Genomic DNA, 17,135 nt, shown 5'->3' on the forward strand with positions numbered 1-17,135 from the left:
GCCGCCGAAGTCGCACCTTTGTGAACACAGTGTCGTGCTTTGGCGGTAGGAAAGGGACGATCCTTGCCGTATTCGCTCATTAGAGGGATGGAATACAGGCAACACTTAAACTGGACGCAAGGTGATTCGAATGGCCTCTTATCTGTCGCGCAGACATATCCTGACCTCGCTCGTGGCCCTGCCCGTGGCGGGCCTCGCGCTCTCGGCATGCAGCGACAGCGGCAACGCCACCAACACCGCGGACGCCGCGACCACCGACCCGGTGACGACCGGCGCGACCGCGCCGAACCCGCAGGGTACGGTCGACATGGAAGCGCTGCTCGAGCCGGGCACGCTCGAAGACAAGGTGATGGGCGAGGCCGACGCGCCGGTGACGATCGTCGAATATGCGTCGATGACCTGCGGCCATTGCGGCAATTTCCACAACAACACGCTGCCGACGATCAAGGAAAAGTACATCGATACCGGACAGGTCCGGCTCATCGTGCGCGAGTTCCCGTTCGACCCGCGGGCCGAGGCCGGCGCGATGCTGGCGCGCTGCGCCGACGCCAACTATTTCGCCATGTCGGATGTGCTCTTCAAGCAGCAGAATAGCTGGGTTCCGGTCGACAATGCGCGCGAAGCCCTGCTGAAGATCGCGCGTCTCGGCGGCTTTACACAGGAATCCTTCGAGGCTTGCTTGACGGATCAGGCGCTTCTCGATGAAATCCGTGCAGTAAGGGCTCGCGGCCAGAACGATTTCGGTGTCGAGGCGACGCCGACTTTCTTCATCAACGGCAACAAGTATTCGGGAGCACTGTCGGTTGACGAAATGTCGGCCATCATCGACTCGATGCTCTGACGTCCACATCGCAAATGCCGGGCGTGGCAAAGCCGCGCCCGGATTTCCGGCTAAGCGCTGATGCGCTTCAACCGGCTCCGCCTCCTCGGCTTCAAATCCTTCGTCGATCCCGGTGAATTCGTCATCGAACGCGGCCTGACGGGCGTGGTCGGGCCGAATGGTTGCGGCAAGTCGAACCTCGTCGAAGCGCTGCGCTGGGTGATGGGCGAAAGCTCCTACAAGAACATGCGCGCGTCCGGCATGGACGACGTGATCTTCTCCGGCTCGGGCACGCGGCCAGCGCGCAACACCGCCGAAGTCACGCTCTTCCTCGACAATTCCGACCGCACAGCCCCCGCAGCATTCAACACGGCCGACGAATTGCAGGTCTCGCGCCGGATCGAGCGCGCCTCGGGCTCGGTCTACCGGATCAACGGCAAGGAGGCGCGCGCCAAGGACGTGCAGCTTCTCTTTGCCGACCAGTCGACCGGCGCGCGCTCACCCTCGATGGTGGGGCAGGGGCGGATCGGCGAACTGATCCAGGCCAAGCCACAGGCCCGGCGGGCGCTTCTGGAAGAGGCGGCGGGCATTTCGGGCCTGCACTCGCGCCGCCACGAGGCGGAACTGCGCCTGCGCGCGGCCGAACAGAACCTCGAACGGCTCGACGACGTGACCGGCGAACTGACGACGCAGATCGACAGTCTGAAGCGGCAGGCGCGGCAGGCGCAGCGCTTCAAGACACTGTCGGCCGACATCCGCAAGGCGGAGGCGACGCTGCTTCATCTGCGTTGGGTCCACGCCAAGGCGCAGGAGGGCGAGGCGAAATCGACACTGGCGCGCGCGACGTCGCTGGTGGCCGAGCGCGCGCAGGCGCAGATCGAGGCGGCGAAAGGGCAGGCGGTCGGCGCACACAAGCTGCCCAGCCTGCGCGAGGCGGAGGCGGCGGCCGCGGCCGTGTTGCAACGGCTGACGATTGCCCGAACGCAACTCGAGGAAGAGACGAAGCGCATCGCCGCCCGACGCGACGAACTCGCAAAGCGCCTCGCTCAGGCCGATGCCGACATCGCGCGCGAGCGGCAGTTGATGAGCGAGAATACGGGCATTCTCGAACGGTTGGCGGCGGAAGAGGCCGAGCTGAAATCTGCCGGCGAAGGGCAGGGTGATCGCGAAGCCGACGCAAGCGCGCGGCTCGCCGAAATCTCCGACCGGCTGGAAGGATTCGAACGCGAATTGTCGTCGGTGACGGCAAAGCGGGCCGAAAGCGCGGCCATTCGCGCGCAGGTGCAAAAGACCTTGCGCGATCTGGGCGAGAGCCAGATGCGAACCGAGCGCCAGAGCGAGGCGAATGCGGCGGAACTGGCTGCGCTCGACGCGAAGGCCGCGAACCTGCCCGATCCGGCGCAACGGCGCGCCGAGTTCGAGCGCGCAGAGGCAGAGCGCGCGGAGGCGGAAGACGCGGCGACTGTGGCCGAGGCGGCGGTCGCGCCGGCCCGCGCGGCGGAAGCTGTTGCGCGTGCGCCGGTGCAGGAGGCGAAGAACGCGCTGGCGCGGGTGGAAACGGAAGCGCGGACGCTGGCGAAAATCCTGTCTGCAGGAGGCGATGCGAAATTTCCGCCGGTGCTCGACAGGATTTCGGTTGCGCGCGGCTACGAGACGGCGCTCGGCGCGGCGCTCGGCGACGATCTCGACCTGCCGCTCGATGCCGGCGCGCCGGCGCACTGGGCCGTTGTTGCGGGTGATGGCGACCCTGAATTGCCGGCCGGCGTCGAAGCACTGGTGGGGCATGTGACTGCTCCGGCGGAGCTTGGCCGCCGATTGCGGCAGATCGGCGTGGTTTCGAGGGAAGATGGCGCGCGGCTGCATGGGGCGCTGGCAGTGGGCCAGATGCTGGTTTCGCGCGACGGAGATGTCTGGCGCTGGGACGGGGTCGTGGCCGGCGCCGACGCGCCGACGGCCGCCGCGCAAAGGCTGGCGCAGCGCAACCGTCTTGCCGAGCTCGAACGCGAGCAGGACGCGGCGCGCGAGGCCGTGACGAGCAGCGAGGCCGCGCTGAAGCAGGCGGAAGAAGCTGCGCGCCACGCGGCCGATGCAGAGCGGGCCGCGCGCGAGCGGCTTCGACTGGCCCAGAAAGCCGTCGGCGAAAGGCGCGAGGCGCTGGCGCAAGCCGAACGCGCGCGCGGCGAGATGGACAATCGGCGCGGCGCGCTGGGCGAGACGGCGACACGGCTGGCCGAGACGCTGGCGGAGATTGCACGCGTCAGGGCGGAGGCCGAGGCGGCGCTGGCCGAGGCGCCGGATCTGACCGCGCTCGACGCTGAGTTTTCCGACCTGTCCGCGATGGTTTCGGCCGAGCGGCAGGCCGAGGCCGAGGCGCGCGCGGCGCGTGACGGGCTGGTGCGCGAGGCCGAGCAGCGTGCGCGCAGGCTGGCCGTGATCGGCAGCGAGCGGCAGGGCTGGATGGCGCGGGCGCAAAATGCCGGCGACCAGGTGAGCGCGCTCACCGTTCGGCGCGACGAGGCTGCCGCGGAGGCGGCGCTGCTGGCCGATGCGCCGGACGAACTGGAGGTGAAGCGCCGCGCGCTTGCCGGCGAGATCGACAAGGCGGAGGCCGCGCGCAAGCTGGCCGCCGATGCGCTGGCCACCGCCGAGACGGGGCAGGTCGTGCTCGACCGCGCCGCGACCGACGCGATCGAGGGACTGAGCCGTGCGCGCGAGGAGCGCGGGCGGGCCGAGGAGCGGCTTTCGGCCGCCGAGGAGCGGCGCAAGGAAGTGGAAGTGCGCATGCGCGAGGTGGTCGGCGTCGAGCCGCATCTCGTCGCGCGGCAGGCCGAGCTTCTGGCCGACCAGGCGGAGCCTGAGATCGCCGATGTCGAGCGCCGGCTCGACCGGCTGAAGGGCGAGCGCGAGCGGCTGGGCGCAGTCAATCTGCGCGCCGAGGAGGAGGCGCGGGAACTGTCCGATCGCTACGACTTGATCACCAGGGAGCGCGTCGACGTGGTGGACGCGATCGCGCGGCTGCGCGAGGCGATCCAGAGCCTGAACCGTGAGGGGCGCGAGCGGCTTCTGGCGGCGTTCGGCCGGGTCGACACCGAGTTCCGCCGGCTGTTTACCCACCTGTTCGGCGGCGGCACGGCCGAACTGCAACTGATCGAATCCGACGATCCGCTTGAGGCGGGGCTCGAGATCCTGGCGCGTCCGCCGGGCAAGCGGCCGCAGACGATGACGCTGCTCTCGGGCGGCGAGCAGGCGCTGACCGCGATGGCGCTGATCTTCGCGGTGTTCCTGACCAACCCGGCGCCGATCTGCGTGCTCGACGAGGTCGACGCGCCGCTCGACGACCACAATGTGGAGCGCTTCTGCAATCTGATGGACGAGATGGCGGCGACGACCGAGACGCGCTTCGTCATCATCACCCACAATCCGATCACCATGGCGCGCATGAACAGGCTGTTCGGCGTGACGATGGCCGAGCAGGGCGTCAGCCAGCTCGTCTCGGTGGACCTGCAGACGGCCGAACAGATGCGCGAGGCGGTATGAGCGACGACTTGGCGAAGAGGGCAGCGGAGCTGTCGACGGCACTCCGCGACCTGCACAAGGCGCTGATCCATGCCGAGGCCGGCGACGATCCGGCCTATGCCAACCCCTATACGCTGCTCTTCGACGTGATCGGCAACCCGCGCTTTGCCTGGCTCGAAGGCCTGTCGCAGCTCATCGTGGTGCTCGACGAGGCGCGGGCCGACAAGGAGAAATTCTCAGCCGAAATCCTCGCCGATGCCGCGCGCAGCGCCGGGCGGCTGATCGGCGAAGGCGAGGACCACGACACGCAATTTCGACTGCGCCACCTGATGGCAGTGCAGAACGCGCCGGACGTCGCGATCGCGACGGGCAAATTGCGCGCAACGCTGGTGCGACTCACCTAGTCATTCTGCCCAGACGGCGAGCTCATTTCCGGCCGGATCGGCAAAATGAAAGCGACGGCCACCGGGAAACTCGAAGATCGGCCGGGTGATCTTCGCGCCCGCGTCTTCGACCAGGCGCAGGGTCCTTTCCAGATCAGTCGAGAACAATACTGGCAGCGGCTTCGCGTCCGGCGCGGCGGAGGCGTCGAAGCCGCCGTCGATTCCCTCCGAAAAGGCCGAATAGCGGGGGCCGTAATCGGTAAAGCTCCAGCCGAAGGCGGCGCTGTAGAACGACTTTACGCCGTCGATCGTGCCGTCGCCGGCCTGCATTTCGAGATAATCGAGTTTTCCATCCTTGCGCATTCGTCATCTCCGTGTATGTTCATGTTATGTTCTAGTTCGGCTGAGGAAGGAAGGCAAGCGAAAGAAGCGGACATGAAGCGTGTCCGGCACTCAATCGATTGAGGGAGCCGAGCAGGGGAGGGACGCCTTGCCTTTTGCTGCGCTGCACTCTATCGCTCGAAACCCGCGAGCATGGAGGACGGCATGACGAAGTGGGTCTACGCATTCGGCGACGGCAAGGCGGAGGGGCGCGCCGGCGACAAGAACCTGCTTGGCGGCAAGGGCGCAAACCTTGCCGAAATGTGCAATCTGGGCTTGCCGGTGCCGCCCGGCTTCACCATCACCACCGCGGCCTGCGTCCATTATTACGGCAATGGCCGCGCCTATCCGGGCGAACTGGAGCGCGAGGTCGACGCTGCGCTCGACGAGGTCGGTCGCATCACCGGCAAGAGGTTCGGCGATCCGGCGAGCCTGCTTCTAGTCTCGGTGCGATCGGGCGCCCGCGCATCGATGCCGGGCATGATGGACACGGTCTTGAACCTCGGGCTGAATGACGAGACGGTGGAGGCGCTGGCGCGCGAGGCTGGCGACGAACGCTTCGCCTTCGACAGCTATCGCCGCTTCATCACCATGTATTGCGACGTCGTCCTGGGGCTCGACCACGAGGTGTTCGAGGAGATCCTGGAGGACGAGAAGGCGCAGCGTGGGGTCGAGCTCGACACGGAACTGTCGGCGGCCGACTGGCGGCAGATCGTCGATCTCTACAAGCAGAAGGTCTTCGAGGAGCTTGAGAAGCCGTTTCCGCAGGACCCGCGCGAGCAGCTCTGGGGCGCGATCGGCGCGGTGTTCTCGAGCTGGATGAACCATCGCGCGATCACCTATCGCCGCCTGCACGACATTCCCGAAAGCTGGGGCACCGCCGTCAACGTGCAGGCGATGGTGTTCGGCAATATGGGCGATACGTCGGCGACCGGCGTCGCCTTCACGCGCAACCCGTCGACCGGAGAGAAGGCGCTTTACGGCGAGTTTCTGGTGAACGCGCAGGGCGAGGACGTGGTGGCGGGCATCCGTACGCCGCAGAACCTGACGGAAGCCGCGCGCATCGCCGCCGGCTCCGACAAGCCGTCGCTGGAAAAGGTGTTGCCCGAGGCGTTCGCGACCTTCGTCGACATCGCGAACCGGCTGGAGCGGCACTATCGCGACATGCAGGACCTCGAATTCACCATCGAGCGCGGCAAGTTGTGGATGCTGCAGACGCGGTCGGGCAAGCGCACGGCGAAGGCCGCGCTGCGGATCGCCGTCGACATGGCGGGCGAGGGGCTGATCGGCAAGGACGAGGCAGTGGCGCGGATCGACCCGGCCTCGCTGGAGCAGTTGCTGCATCCGACTATCGACCCGAAGGCGGAGCGCAACATCATCGGCACCGGGCTTCCCGCCTCGCCGGGCGCGGCGACGGGCGAGATCGTGTTCACCTCCGACGAGGCCGAGGAGATGAAGGGCCAGGGCCGCAAGGTCATCCTGGTGCGCGTCGAGACGAGCCCGGAGGACATTCACGGCATGCACGCGGCCGAGGGCATCCTGACGACGCGCGGCGGCATGACGAGCCATGCGGCCGTGGTCGCGCGCGGTATGGGCAAGCCTTGCGTCTCGGGCGCCGGCGGGCTGCGGGTCGACACCCGCGCCGGCACGCTGTTGGCGATGGGCGTGACGCTGAAGAAGGGCGACGTGATCACCATCGACGGCGCCAGCGGGCAGGTCCTGAAGGGCGCGGTGCCGATGCTGCAGCCCGAACTGTCGGGCGATTTCGCCGCGATCATGGAATGGGCGGACGGCGTGCGGCGCATGAAGGTGCGCGCCAATGCCGAGACGCCCGCCGACGCGCGCACGGCGCGCTCGTTCGGCGCGGAAGGCATCGGACTTTGCCGAACCGAGCACATGTTCTTCGACGAGGACCGGATCATCTCGATGCGCGAGATGATCCTGGCCGAGACCGAGGACGGCCGGCGCGCGGCGCTTGCCAAGCTCTTGCCGATGCAGCGCTCCGACTTCGTCGAACTGTTCGAGATCATGGCCGGCCTGCCGGTCACGATCCGCTTGCTCGACCCGCCGCTACATGAGTTCCTGCCGAAAACGGAAGAGGAAATCGGCGAAGTGGCGAAGGTGCTGGGCGTCGACCCGGCGAAACTGACCGAGCGCACCGAGGCGCTGCACGAATTCAATCCGATGCTCGGCCATCGCGGCTGCCGGCTTGCGGTCTCCTATCCGGAGATCGCCGAGATGCAGGGGCGCGCGATCTTCGAGGCGGCGATCGAGGCGGGCAAGACGACCGGGAGCCCGGTCGTGCCGGAAGTCATGGTCCCGCTCGTCGGCATCATGAAGGAACTCGACTTCGTCAAGGCGCGGATCGACGAGACGGCGCGCACGGTGATGGAAGAGAAGGGCGAGACGATCGACTATCTCGTCGGGACGATGATCGAACTGCCGCGCGCGGCGATCCGCGCGCATGTGATCGCGGAGGCGGCGGAGTTCTTCTCCTTCGGCACCAACGACCTGACGCAGACGACATTCGGCATCTCGCGCGACGACGCCTCGTCCTTCCTCGAAACCTATCGCCAGAAGGGGATCATCGAGCAGGACCCGTTCGTCTCGCTCGACCGGGACGGCGTTGGCGAACTGGTGCGCATGGCCGCGAACAAGGGACGCGCGACGCGGCCCGACATCAAGCTGGGCATCTGCGGCGAACATGGCGGCGACCCGTCCTCGATCCATTTCTGCGAGGAAGTCGGGCTCGACTACGTTTCCTGCTCGCCCTTCCGCGTGCCGATCGCACGCCTGGCGGCGGCGCAGGCGGCCGTCAAAAAAGACTAAGGTCGGGCGCGCCGGTCTTGCGGCCGGCGCGCCTCTTCGATTGCGGCGTCACGCCTTCCGGGCGTGCGCCTGCCAAAGCTCGAGCAGCGCCAGCAGCGCGACGAGCACGCCAAGCCCGATGTGCCATGCCCGCAGATCGCCCATGTAGTTGAACACATAGGGCGACGCGATCATCCACACACCGCAGATCAGAGCCACCGCCTCTTCCCACAACCGGTGAGCCGCAAGCTCCATCAGGCCGACGGCCATGACGAGCCCGCCCGCGACGATGGTCGTCACGAGCATGATCGTCATGCCTTCGAAGCCGGCGATGAAGGGCGAGGCCACGATCAGGGCGCCAAGCGCGATGGCCGCGAAGTCCTCCCAGCTCCGGTGTTCGGAGAGCCCGAGAGGTTCCATATTGTTGAGCGTTGCCATGACAAATCCTCCTTCAGGCTACGTTCGTGCGCAGCCGGACTGCCGGAGGACTTTTGGCGTCACGAAACTCCTCATTCGGTCAGTTCGCACGCACGGATAGGATTATCTTCCATCTCGCGTTTGTTTTCAATGGGATAGATGTCGCAGGCAGGTGTCGCAGGCAAAGGTCGCCATAGACCCGGTCTCTCTGGCATTATACCCAATTTGCGAATTGGGTATATTGACAAATGCCCGGACATTCACAAGGGTTATACCCAAATCGCATTTTGGGTATATATCCATGTCTTCAAGACTTGATATCGCTTACGCCACCCTGGTTGCCGAACTTCTCGACCGTTGCCTCGACGCCCAGTTCGACGCGGATTTCGACGAGGCGGGGTCCTTCATCAAGGTGAAGTCGAAAGACCGGCACTATTGGTATTACAAGCCGTCGTTGCGGGGCGGCGCGGCGGACAAGCGCGTCTGTGTCGGACCGGCGGATGACGCCGAGATCAACCGACGCGTCGAGACGTTCAAGACCTACAAGAACGATTTCCAGGCGCGCCGCCGGATCGTGTCGACCCTGGTACGTGAAGCACGCCTGTTCGCGCCGGAGCAGCGCGTCGGCGACGTCGTCGAGGCCGTCTGGAAGGCGGGGCTCTTCCGGCTTCGCGCGTGCATCGTCGGGACCATCGCCTTCCAGACCTACGGAACTGTCCTCGGCTACCGCATGTCGGGTGCATCGCTCCAGACCGGTGACATCGATCTGGCGCTCTTCCAGTCGATTTCGGTCGCTGTGGAGGACACCATGCCGCCTGTGCTGGACGTGCTGAAAGGAGTGGACGAGAGCTTTCGGCCGATACCGCAATTGGGAGACAAGGCGGGACCTTCGCGCTTCCAGGCGGATCAAGGACTTCGCGTCGAGTTCCTGACGCCGAACCGGGGTTCGGACGATTACGCCGACAAGCCTGCTGCGATGCCGTCGCTTGGCGGCGCGACTGCGACGCCGCTTCGGTTCCTCGATTTCCTTATTCGCGACCCGGTTCGCACCGTGCTGTTGCACAAGGGCGGCGTGCCTGTTCTCGTGCCCGATCCCAGCCGCTATGCCGTTCACAAGCTGATCGTAGCGGCACGTCGAAAGACCGGGACCGGCAAGGATTTGAAAGACCTCGAGCAGGCGGCGAAACTTGCTACGGCGCTACAGGCAACGGGTCGAACGGCCGATCTGAAAGATGCGTATCGGGAGGCAAGGGAAAGGGGCGTAGCCTGGCGGGAGGCGCTCGACGCCTCGCTGTTCCGCTTGGACCGATTGGGGCTCAAGTCGATGTCCGACGCCTTGGCGTGACGATCACCCCGCGTCGATCGTCACCTTGTGCGGATAAAATGCGCCGTGGTCTGTGATCCGGGCGACTTCGTCATAGGGGTGCGCGTAGGTCCACATGACGTCGGGCTCGCCTTCGCCCTGGCCGGTGACGCTCCAGTAGGAAGCCTCGCCCTTGAAGGGGCAGCGGGTCTTCGTGTCGGAGGCAAGAAGATGTTCGAAATAGATGTCGGCAAAGGGGACGTAGAGGACCGGCGGGTAGGTCGCCTCTTTGAGTTCCAGGGCGTTGCGCGTCGATGCGACGACGACTTCGCCGAATTTGACGGTCACGGTGCCGGGATAGGGCGTGATGGTGATGGCGTGGCCGGGATCGCGCTTCAGGCCGGGTGAGGGATTGGACATGACAGTCTCCCTATGGGACGAGCCGGACGACTGGGCTCCACTCTGTCAGGGTACAAATAGAAAGGGGCCGCCCGATGACGACCCCCTGCCAGTGTTTTCGTTCGCAGAATGCGGCCGGTTGCTAGAGGTCGGCCAGGGCCGTGCTGCAGGCGGTCGCAAGGGCGCGGTTCGGGCGCTCCTCGCCGAGCGGCGTTGCCCATCCGGCCTTCTCGACGACGCCCCGGCGGTTGAAATTGCTGGCCGCCTTGAGTTCGGCCAGGACCACGCTGGCCTCGGGGTCGGTGCTCGCCCGCTCCACGCAATGCGGCACGAGCGCGCTCACGCGGCCTTCGGCGGCGGCCTGCGAAACCATCGTCTGAGCGGTGCCCTGCGTGACCCATCCGCCCCATGCGAAACCGACGACCGCAAGTGCGACCGCACCGGCTGCTGCGCCGCCAAGGGCGGGCTTGATCCATTCTGGCATGTTCATGTCGTTCCCCGAATCTTTGTTTCTATCGACGGCCAAAAGTTAGCACGAAAGATTTCATTCGGATACAAACTGAGAGCAGAAAAACCAGATTCGGGGCGGCGACGAGCGTTTTGGCGGGGTGATGGAACTCAATCGCGGCCGGCCCGAACGATCTTCTGGGCGGCGTAGCCGGGGTTGGAGAAGCAGATTTCATGGCTCCCCGGTCCCTGGACGAGCCTGAACAGGCCAAGCTTCTGCGACAGGCGCGGATGCCAGGGATGGCTTGGCGGCATTCCGGTGTCATCGGTGAAGTTGAGGTAGGATTTCGGGATGTCGAAGGCGGCGGGCGGGCGTGTCAGGCTGATCTTGTCGGTGAAGGTCCGGTAGGGCTGGGGGACCAGCTTTTCATAGGCGTCGAGCGAGGCCTCGTAGGTCATGTCGTTCGTCAGCGCTTCGCGCCAGATCGGGAAGGGCATCATTACGGTGCCGTCGGAGCTCGCCATGTCGTCGAACATGGCCGTGAAATAGTCGGGAACCAGGTCGTTGAGGGCTTCGCCGTCCTCGGGAACGAAAGCGTTCCAGTAGACGAGGCGCCGGATCACGCCTGCGTCCACGCGGTCCGCGACGCCGGTGATGATCATGCCGGCATAGCTGTGGCCGACGAGGATGACGTCGCTCAGCGCTTCGTCGTTAAGGTAGCGGACGATCGACGCGATGGCCTCGTCGAGACAGGTATCGGGACGGTCGCCGGGGCGGTTTCCCGCGACGGTCGGTGTGTGGACGACATGGCCCTCGGCCGCGATCTGATCGCCGACCTCGCGCATGAGGTCGCCATGATGCCAGGCTCCGTGGACCAGAACATAGGTTGCCATTTCAACTGCTCCTCAAACCCGCCGGTCCTCGACCGGACGCCATGAGATAGATTACGCTGCGGCAACCATTGCTGGTAATTGAATGATCGTATCGGCCGGATCGACCTGATGAATATCGCCTCGCTGGATCTCAACCTGCTGCGCGTCTTCGACGCCTTGATGCGCGAGCGGTCCGTGACGCGGGCGGGCGAGCGCATTGGGCTCAGCCAGCCGGCGGTGAGTTCGGCGCTCAATCGCCTGCGCCATCTCGTGGGCGATCCGCTGTTCATCCGCGAGGGCAACGTCATGGTGCCGACGCCCCGCGCCGCCTCGCTGGGCGAAGCGGTGCGCGAGGCGATGAGCCGGATCGACAGCGTTTTCTCCGAACAGGCCGTGTTCGATCCGGCGACGTCGCGCCGGACATTCCGGCTGCTGGGCTCCGACTATTTCTCGACCATGCTGATGCCTGAACTGTCAGTGCGTGTGCTGGGCGCCGCGCCGGGTGTCCTGCTGCAATTCCTCGACGGCGGACCAAGGGCCATGCCGCATGTGCTTTCGGCCGGCACGATCGACCTGACACTGGCGCCGCCGGTCGAGATACCCGAATGGGCCGCCTTTCAATATCTGTTCAGGTCGCGCCTCGTCGCGGCGGCCCGGCGGGACGAGGAGGGATTGTCTGCCGCCGGGATTGCGGCGGGTGACACGATCCCTATCGACATCTTCTGTTCGCTGCCGCAGGTGGTCTGTTCCACCGATGGCGGGCTGTCAAAGAGCGTCGACACGGCTTTGAACGCGAGGGGGCGCAGGCGGCGCGTGGTGCTGACCATGCCGCATTTTCACGCAGTTGCGCTCGCGATCGCGCAGGGCGGCGTCATCGGCTCGCTTCCGGCGCAATATGCGCAGCGTTTTGCCGCCGAACTCGGGCTGGCGATCTATGAGCTGCCGGTGGGCTTCGAGGAGATGGACATGGGCATGTACTGGCACCGCCGATACGACACCGATGGTGCCCATCGGTGGCTTCGCGATCAGGTGCAGGCCGTTCTGGCGGAATGACAGCGGAAGATAGAAGAGTGGTCGGCGACCGGCCTCGAACGCAGGCCGGTCGCCATTTCGTCAGCCGGCCTTGCGCAGGCCTTCCTTGTCGACCCAGGCCTCGGCGTCGGCGAGCGCGAGTTCGAAGCGGTCGAACATCTCGTTCATCTCCGCCTCGGTGATGATCATCGGCGGGCAGAAGGCGATGGTGTCGCCGATGGCGCGCAGGATGACGCGGCGGTTTTCGCAGAATTTGGCGATCTGGGCGCCGACGCCCTTCTTCGGGTCGAAGGAGCGCTTGGTCGCCTTGTCGGCCACCATCTCGACGCCGCCGACGAGGCCGGCCGAGCGCACTTCGCCGACGAGCGGATGCTCGGCGATCTTCTTGAGGCGGGCCTCGAAGGTCGGCGTTATGTTGCGGACATGGCCGAGAATGTCGCGGCGCTGGTAGATCTCGATCGCCTTGACGCCGAGCGCGCAGCCGAGCGGATGGCCGCCATAGGTGAAGCCGTGGCCGAACGTGCCGATCTTCTCCGAATGGCTGACATAGGCGTCGTAGACGTCCTGCGGGACGAGGACCGCGCCGAGCGGGGCGTAGGCGGCGGTGAGCTGCTTGGCGGCCGAGATGGTCTTCGGCGTCATGCCCACCGTCTGCGCGCCCCACCAGTTGCCGGTGCGCCCGAAGCCGTTGATGACTTCGTCGGAGATCATCATGATGTCGTGCTCGTCGAGCACTTTCTGGATCTCGGCGAAATAGGTGGCAGGCGGGACGATGACGCCGCCGGCGCCCATGATCGGCTCGGCGATCATCGCGGCGATCGTGTCGGGGCCCTCGCGCTCGATGAGGTCGCGCAGCGATTTCACCAGACGGGCGACGAACTGCTCCTCCGTCTCGCCGGCTTCGCCGAAGCGGTAGAAATGCGGGCAGTCGGTGTGGACGACGCGGTCGACCGGTAGGTCCCAGCCGATGTGGTTATACGGAAGGCCGGTCAGCGAGGCGGCCATGATGGTCACGCCGTGATAGGCCTTCTGGCGCGAGATGATCTTCTTCTTGTTCGGCCGGCCGAGCGCATTGTTCATGTACCAGGCGAGCTTGACCTGGGTGTCGTTGGCTTCCGAGCCCGACGAGGTGAAGAACACCTTGGAGATCGGCACCGGCGCGATCTCCTTGAGCTTCTCGGCGAGCTCGATGGCAGGCTCCATGCCCTTGGCGCCGAAGAGGTGGTAGTAGGGCAGGGTGCGAAGCTGCTGGGTCGCGGCCTCCACCATCTCCTCATCCCCGAAGCCGAGGCCGGCGCACCAGAGGCCCGACATGCCCTCGATATAATCTTTGCCCTGCGTGTCGTAGACGAAGACGCCTTCGCCGCGCTCAATGACGAGCGGGCCGTTGGTCTTCAGCTTGTGCAGCGGCGTATAGGGGTGCAGCACCGCCTCGATGTCGCGGGTCTGCAGATTCGTGAGCGGGGGCTGGTCGAGCATGGCTGTCTCCTGGGGTTGCCCGGAGACTAGCCGCTTATCGATCCGCGAAGAACCCCGCTCGGATGCTGGTTCGATTGGTCCAGTCGGACTGGTCCAGTCAGGCTGCCGTTGGAAGCGTGGCGGCCAAGCCGGCATAGGCGGGGATGAGGGCTGCGATAGGCAAATCGGAATCGGCGGCCGGTTCGATGGCGACGTCGCCGCCCTCGCTCTGGCGCACGATGAGGAAATCGGCGGTCTCGCTGTCGGCCGTGACGATGGCGGCGACGTCCAGGGCGGGTTCGAGGTCGATGCGCATGTGGAAGAGGAAATGCGCGGGCAGATCATCGACGGCGGAACGCACGCGCTCCTCGAAGCTCGGACCGTCGCCGGCGCAGACGGCGTCCAGGATGGCGGTGGAAAGATCGTTCGTGGCTTCGATGGGAAGAGGGGCGGATTTCGTCCGGGCGCTTTTCGCCTTTTTCATCGCGTTTTTCCGTCTGTCGATGCCGCCCCGTCGCCGGCAAAGGTCGCGTTCAATCGCGGCTCGAATATGGCGCGGACAAGCCATTGAACTTTCTGACAACGGCGCTGGTTTTGCTGGACACCGGCCACGATCCGAACAAAATAGCGCTCCGTTCGAACAGGGAGGATTATATGCTCGGACTGATGCAGGACTGGCCGCTTCTGTGCCACAAGATTCTCGATCACGCGGCGATCCAGCACCCAAACCGGGAGATCGTTTCGCGCTCTGTCGAAGGGCCGATCGTCCGCACCAACTATCGCGATGTGCGCAGCCGCGCGCTGAAGGTCGCCAAGCGCCTCGAACAGGAGGGCTATCAGGTCGGGGACCGGATCGCGACGCTTGCCTGGAATACGGCGCGGCATCTTGAAGCCTGGTACGGCATCATGGGCATGGGCGGCGTCTACCACACACTCAATCCGCGCCTTTTCCCGCAGCAGATCGCCTGGATCATGAACCACGCCGAGGACAGGGCGCTGTTCGTCGACCTGACCTTCCTGCCGCTGGTCGAGAAGATCGCGGCCGAGGTGAAGTCGGTGAAGCAGGTGATCGTGCTGACGGACGGCGCGAACCTGCCGGAGACGAAGCTGCCCAACGTCGTCGCCTATGAGGACTGGATCGGCCAGACCGACGACGATTATTCCTGGAAGGCGCTCGACGAGAAGGCCGCTTCCGGCATGTGCTACACGTCGGGCACGACCGGCGACCCGAAGGGCGTCGTCTATTCGCACCGCTCCAACGTGCTGCACGCGATGCTGGCCTGCATGCCCGACGCGATGGGGCTTTCCTCGCGCGACACGATTTTGCCGGTGGTGCCGATGTTCCACGCCAATGCGTGGGGTCTCGCCCAGTCGAGCCCGATGATCGGCGCCAAGCTGGTGATGCCGGGCGGGCGCATGGACGGCGAGGCGATCTACGAATTGCTGACGACCGAGAAGGTGACGTTCACGGCAGCCGTGCCGACCGTGTGGCTGCTGCTTCTCCAGCACATGGAGAAGAACGACCTGAAGCTGCCGCACCTCAAAAAGGTGGTGATCGGCGGCTCGGCCTGCCCGCGCTCGATGACGGAGAAGTTCGAGAAGAACTACGACGTCGAGGTGATCCACGCCTGGGGCATGACGGAGATGTCGCCGCTCGGTTCTCTGGCGACGATCAAGCCGGAATATGCGGCGACGACCGGCGATGCGCTGCTCGACATCAAGCAGACGCAGGGCTACGCGCCCTTCGGCGTCGAGATGAAGGTGACGGACGACGAGAACAACGAGATGCCTTGGGACGGCAAGAAGTTCGGCCGTCTCAAGGTGCGCGGCCCGGCCGTCGCGGCCGGCTATTACGGCGGGGCGGGCAAGGAGCAGTTCGACGACGACAACTGGTTCGATACAGGCGACGTCGCTCATATCAACGAGAACGGCTACATGCAGATCACTGACCGGGCCAAGGACGTGATCAAGTCGGGCGGCGAATGGATCTCGACCATCGACCTCGAGAACATCGCCGTCGGCCATCCGGACGTTGCCGAGGCGGCGGTGATCGGCATCGTGCATCCCAAATGGGACGAGCGACCGCTGCTGGTGATCGTCAGGAAGGAAGGCAAGAACCCCTCGAAGGAGGAGCTTCTGGCCTTCATGGAAGGCAAGATCGCCAAATGGTGGATGCCGGACGACGTCGCCTTCGTCGACGAGATTCCGCACACGGCGACCGGAAAGATCCAGAAGACGACGCTGCGCGACCAGTTCAAGGGATATGAGCTGCCGACGGCTTCCAGCGCCGCGTAAGCGTGCTAGAACCCGCGCCATGATGTTGACGAACCAGAACTGACGACATGGCGCGGGACGACTATCGACAATATGCGCCGCAGGCGCGCCCGGCGCGCGGGCTTGCATTCTTCGCGCTGGTGCTGTTCGCGCTGGCGGCGCTGGCGCATCGGTTTGGATCTGTCCCGACGCCCGAGTTTCTCTGGGTCCTGGGCATCGTCGTCGCGCTTGCGCTGATCGCGCTGGTTTTCGCCATTTTCGCGCTGCGGCGCATCTGGATCGAGGACGATGCGGGGACGGGCGCTGCGGTTGTCGGGCTGCTGCTTGCATCGATCGTGCTGGCGCCGTTCGCGGTGGGCTTGCAGGGCTTCTTCGCCAATCCAAGGCTGACCGACATTTCCACCGACCGGATCATGCCGCCCGCCTTCGCCGCCGCCAACGAGGGGCGCGACGGGCGGATGAACCCGATCATGGCGATCTCGCCTGCCGACGCCGAAGCGATGGCCGCGGCCTATCCCGAACTCGTCGCCCGCAGCTACGCGCTGCCGCTGGCGGATTTGACGCAGGCGGTGCTACGGGTCGCGACCGAACGCGGCTTCGTCCCGCTCGGAAGAACATCCGCGGCAGATGGCGAGACGCTCGAATTCATCGGCTACTCCTACGTTCTCGGCTTCCCATCGGACGTTGCGATCCGTCTGCGTGCCGAGGGCGCGACGACCCTCGTGGACATGCGCTCCGCCTCGCGTTTCGGCGGCCACGACCAGGGTGAAAACGCCAAGCGGATCGGCAATTTTCTCGACGCGCTCGACTATGAGGTCGACGTGATGACGGGGGTGATCGTCGAGGAGGAGTAGGTTGCCGCAACGCGCGTCATTCCGGCCGAAGTCCGAGCGGAGCGAGGCGAGAGCCGGAAGCCATTCCGTGCGGTTCGAGGGCACGGAGTGGGCCCCTGTGTATCGTGTCCATGTCATAGTGGCTGCGGGCGGGAGACCGTTGGGTCCCTGGTCTTGAGACCGATATCCGG

Annotated in this window: 15 protein-coding genes; 8 read left to right on the plus strand and 7 right to left on the minus strand. The window is 65.5% G+C overall.

The annotated features are described in order from the left end of the window. Positions 1–130: 130 nt before the first annotated feature. From ACT6QU_RS18410 to ACT6QU_RS18420, 3 genes are read left to right on the plus strand one after another with little or no spacing between them, the layout of a single operon-like run. Positions 131–841 (plus strand): DsbA family protein, encoded by a 711-nt coding sequence (locus ACT6QU_RS18410; protein ID WP_444565756.1) that lies wholly within the window; start codon positions 131–133, stop codon positions 839–841. Between the two features lie 60 nt (positions 842–901). Then, positions 902–4,357: a chromosome segregation protein SMC gene (gene smc / locus ACT6QU_RS18415; RefSeq protein ID WP_444565755.1), complete on the plus strand. Its 3,456-nt coding sequence runs from the start codon at positions 902–904 to the stop codon at positions 4,355–4,357. Beyond that, positions 4,354–4,740 (plus strand): hypothetical protein, encoded by a 387-nt coding sequence (locus tag ACT6QU_RS18420; protein ID WP_444565754.1) that lies wholly within the window; start codon positions 4,354–4,356, stop codon positions 4,738–4,740. Before smc ends, ACT6QU_RS18420 begins: the two co-directional genes overlap by 4 nt. On the opposite strand, the gene ACT6QU_RS18425 is transcribed toward ACT6QU_RS18420, so the two are convergent. Further along, the gene (locus ACT6QU_RS18425; protein WP_444565753.1) at positions 4,741–5,082 is read right to left on the minus strand and encodes a VOC family protein; all 342 of its coding nucleotides are present in this window, start codon (positions 5,080–5,082) and stop codon (positions 4,741–4,743) included. Positions 5,083–5,265: 183 nt separating this feature from the next. Here ACT6QU_RS18425 and ppdK point away from each other — a divergent pair, with 183 nt between their 5' ends. Beyond that, complete coding sequence (ppdK, locus tag ACT6QU_RS18430; RefSeq protein ID WP_444565752.1) at positions 5,266–7,929, plus strand: pyruvate, phosphate dikinase; 2,664 nt, start codon at positions 5,266–5,268, stop codon at positions 7,927–7,929. A 48-nt stretch (positions 7,930–7,977) separates the two neighbouring features. Here ppdK and ACT6QU_RS18435 read toward each other — a convergent pair whose 3' ends face one another. Next, on the minus strand, positions 7,978–8,346 hold the full coding sequence (locus ACT6QU_RS18435) for an SPW repeat domain-containing protein (protein ID WP_444565751.1): 369 nt from the start codon (positions 8,344–8,346) through the stop codon (positions 7,978–7,980). Positions 8,347–8,626: 280 nt separating this feature from the next. Between ACT6QU_RS18435 and ACT6QU_RS18440 the strand changes: the two genes are divergently transcribed. Continuing rightward, entirely contained in the window at positions 8,627–9,670 is a 1,044-nt protein-coding gene (locus tag ACT6QU_RS18440; protein ID WP_444565750.1) for a nucleotidyltransferase family protein, read from the plus strand. Between the two features lie 3 nt (positions 9,671–9,673). On the opposite strand, the gene ACT6QU_RS18445 is transcribed toward ACT6QU_RS18440, so the two are convergent. The 3 genes from ACT6QU_RS18445 to ACT6QU_RS18455 all read right to left on the minus strand — a co-directional run bounded on the left by ACT6QU_RS18445 (position 9,674) and on the right by ACT6QU_RS18455 (position 11,368). Further along, on the minus strand, positions 9,674–10,048 hold the full coding sequence (locus ACT6QU_RS18445) for a DUF427 domain-containing protein (RefSeq protein ID WP_444565749.1): 375 nt from the start codon (positions 10,046–10,048) through the stop codon (positions 9,674–9,676). Between the two features lie 121 nt (positions 10,049–10,169). Next, positions 10,170–10,517: a hypothetical protein gene (locus ACT6QU_RS18450; RefSeq protein WP_024589108.1), complete on the minus strand. Its 348-nt coding sequence runs from the start codon at positions 10,515–10,517 to the stop codon at positions 10,170–10,172. Positions 10,518–10,645: 128 nt separating this feature from the next. Next, positions 10,646–11,368 carry an alpha/beta hydrolase gene (locus ACT6QU_RS18455; RefSeq protein WP_444565748.1) on the minus strand — a complete coding sequence of 241 codons (723 nt, stop codon included), beginning with the start codon at positions 11,366–11,368 and terminating at the stop codon, positions 10,646–10,648. 78 nt (positions 11,369–11,446) lie between these two features. Between ACT6QU_RS18455 and ACT6QU_RS18460 the strand changes: the two genes are divergently transcribed. Continuing rightward, a complete protein-coding gene (locus ACT6QU_RS18460) occupies positions 11,447–12,400 on the plus strand; it encodes a LysR family transcriptional regulator (protein WP_444565747.1) in 954 nt (317 codons plus the stop codon). A gap of 60 nt (positions 12,401–12,460) precedes the next feature. Here ACT6QU_RS18460 and ACT6QU_RS18465 read toward each other — a convergent pair whose 3' ends face one another. Beyond that, a complete protein-coding gene (locus ACT6QU_RS18465; protein ID WP_444565746.1) occupies positions 12,461–13,858 on the minus strand; it encodes an aminotransferase in 1,398 nt (465 codons plus the stop codon). Positions 13,859–13,955: 97 nt separating this feature from the next. Further along, positions 13,956–14,321 (minus strand): hypothetical protein, encoded by a 366-nt coding sequence (locus ACT6QU_RS18470; RefSeq protein WP_444565745.1) that lies wholly within the window; start codon positions 14,319–14,321, stop codon positions 13,956–13,958. A gap of 170 nt (positions 14,322–14,491) precedes the next feature. Here ACT6QU_RS18470 and ACT6QU_RS18475 point away from each other — a divergent pair, with 170 nt between their 5' ends. Beyond that, the gene (locus ACT6QU_RS18475) at positions 14,492–16,132 is read left to right on the plus strand and encodes a fatty-acid--CoA ligase (RefSeq protein WP_444565744.1); all 1,641 of its coding nucleotides are present in this window, start codon (positions 14,492–14,494) and stop codon (positions 16,130–16,132) included. A gap of 47 nt (positions 16,133–16,179) precedes the next feature. Then, on the plus strand, positions 16,180–16,965 hold the full coding sequence (locus ACT6QU_RS18480; RefSeq protein ID WP_444565743.1) for a DUF1499 domain-containing protein: 786 nt from the start codon (positions 16,180–16,182) through the stop codon (positions 16,963–16,965). Positions 16,966–17,135: the final 170 nt, after the last annotated feature.

The sequence above is a fragment of the Aliihoeflea sp. genome (genome assembly GCF_052435475.1).
Taxonomy (GTDB): Bacteria; Pseudomonadota; Alphaproteobacteria; order Rhizobiales; family Rhizobiaceae; genus Aliihoeflea.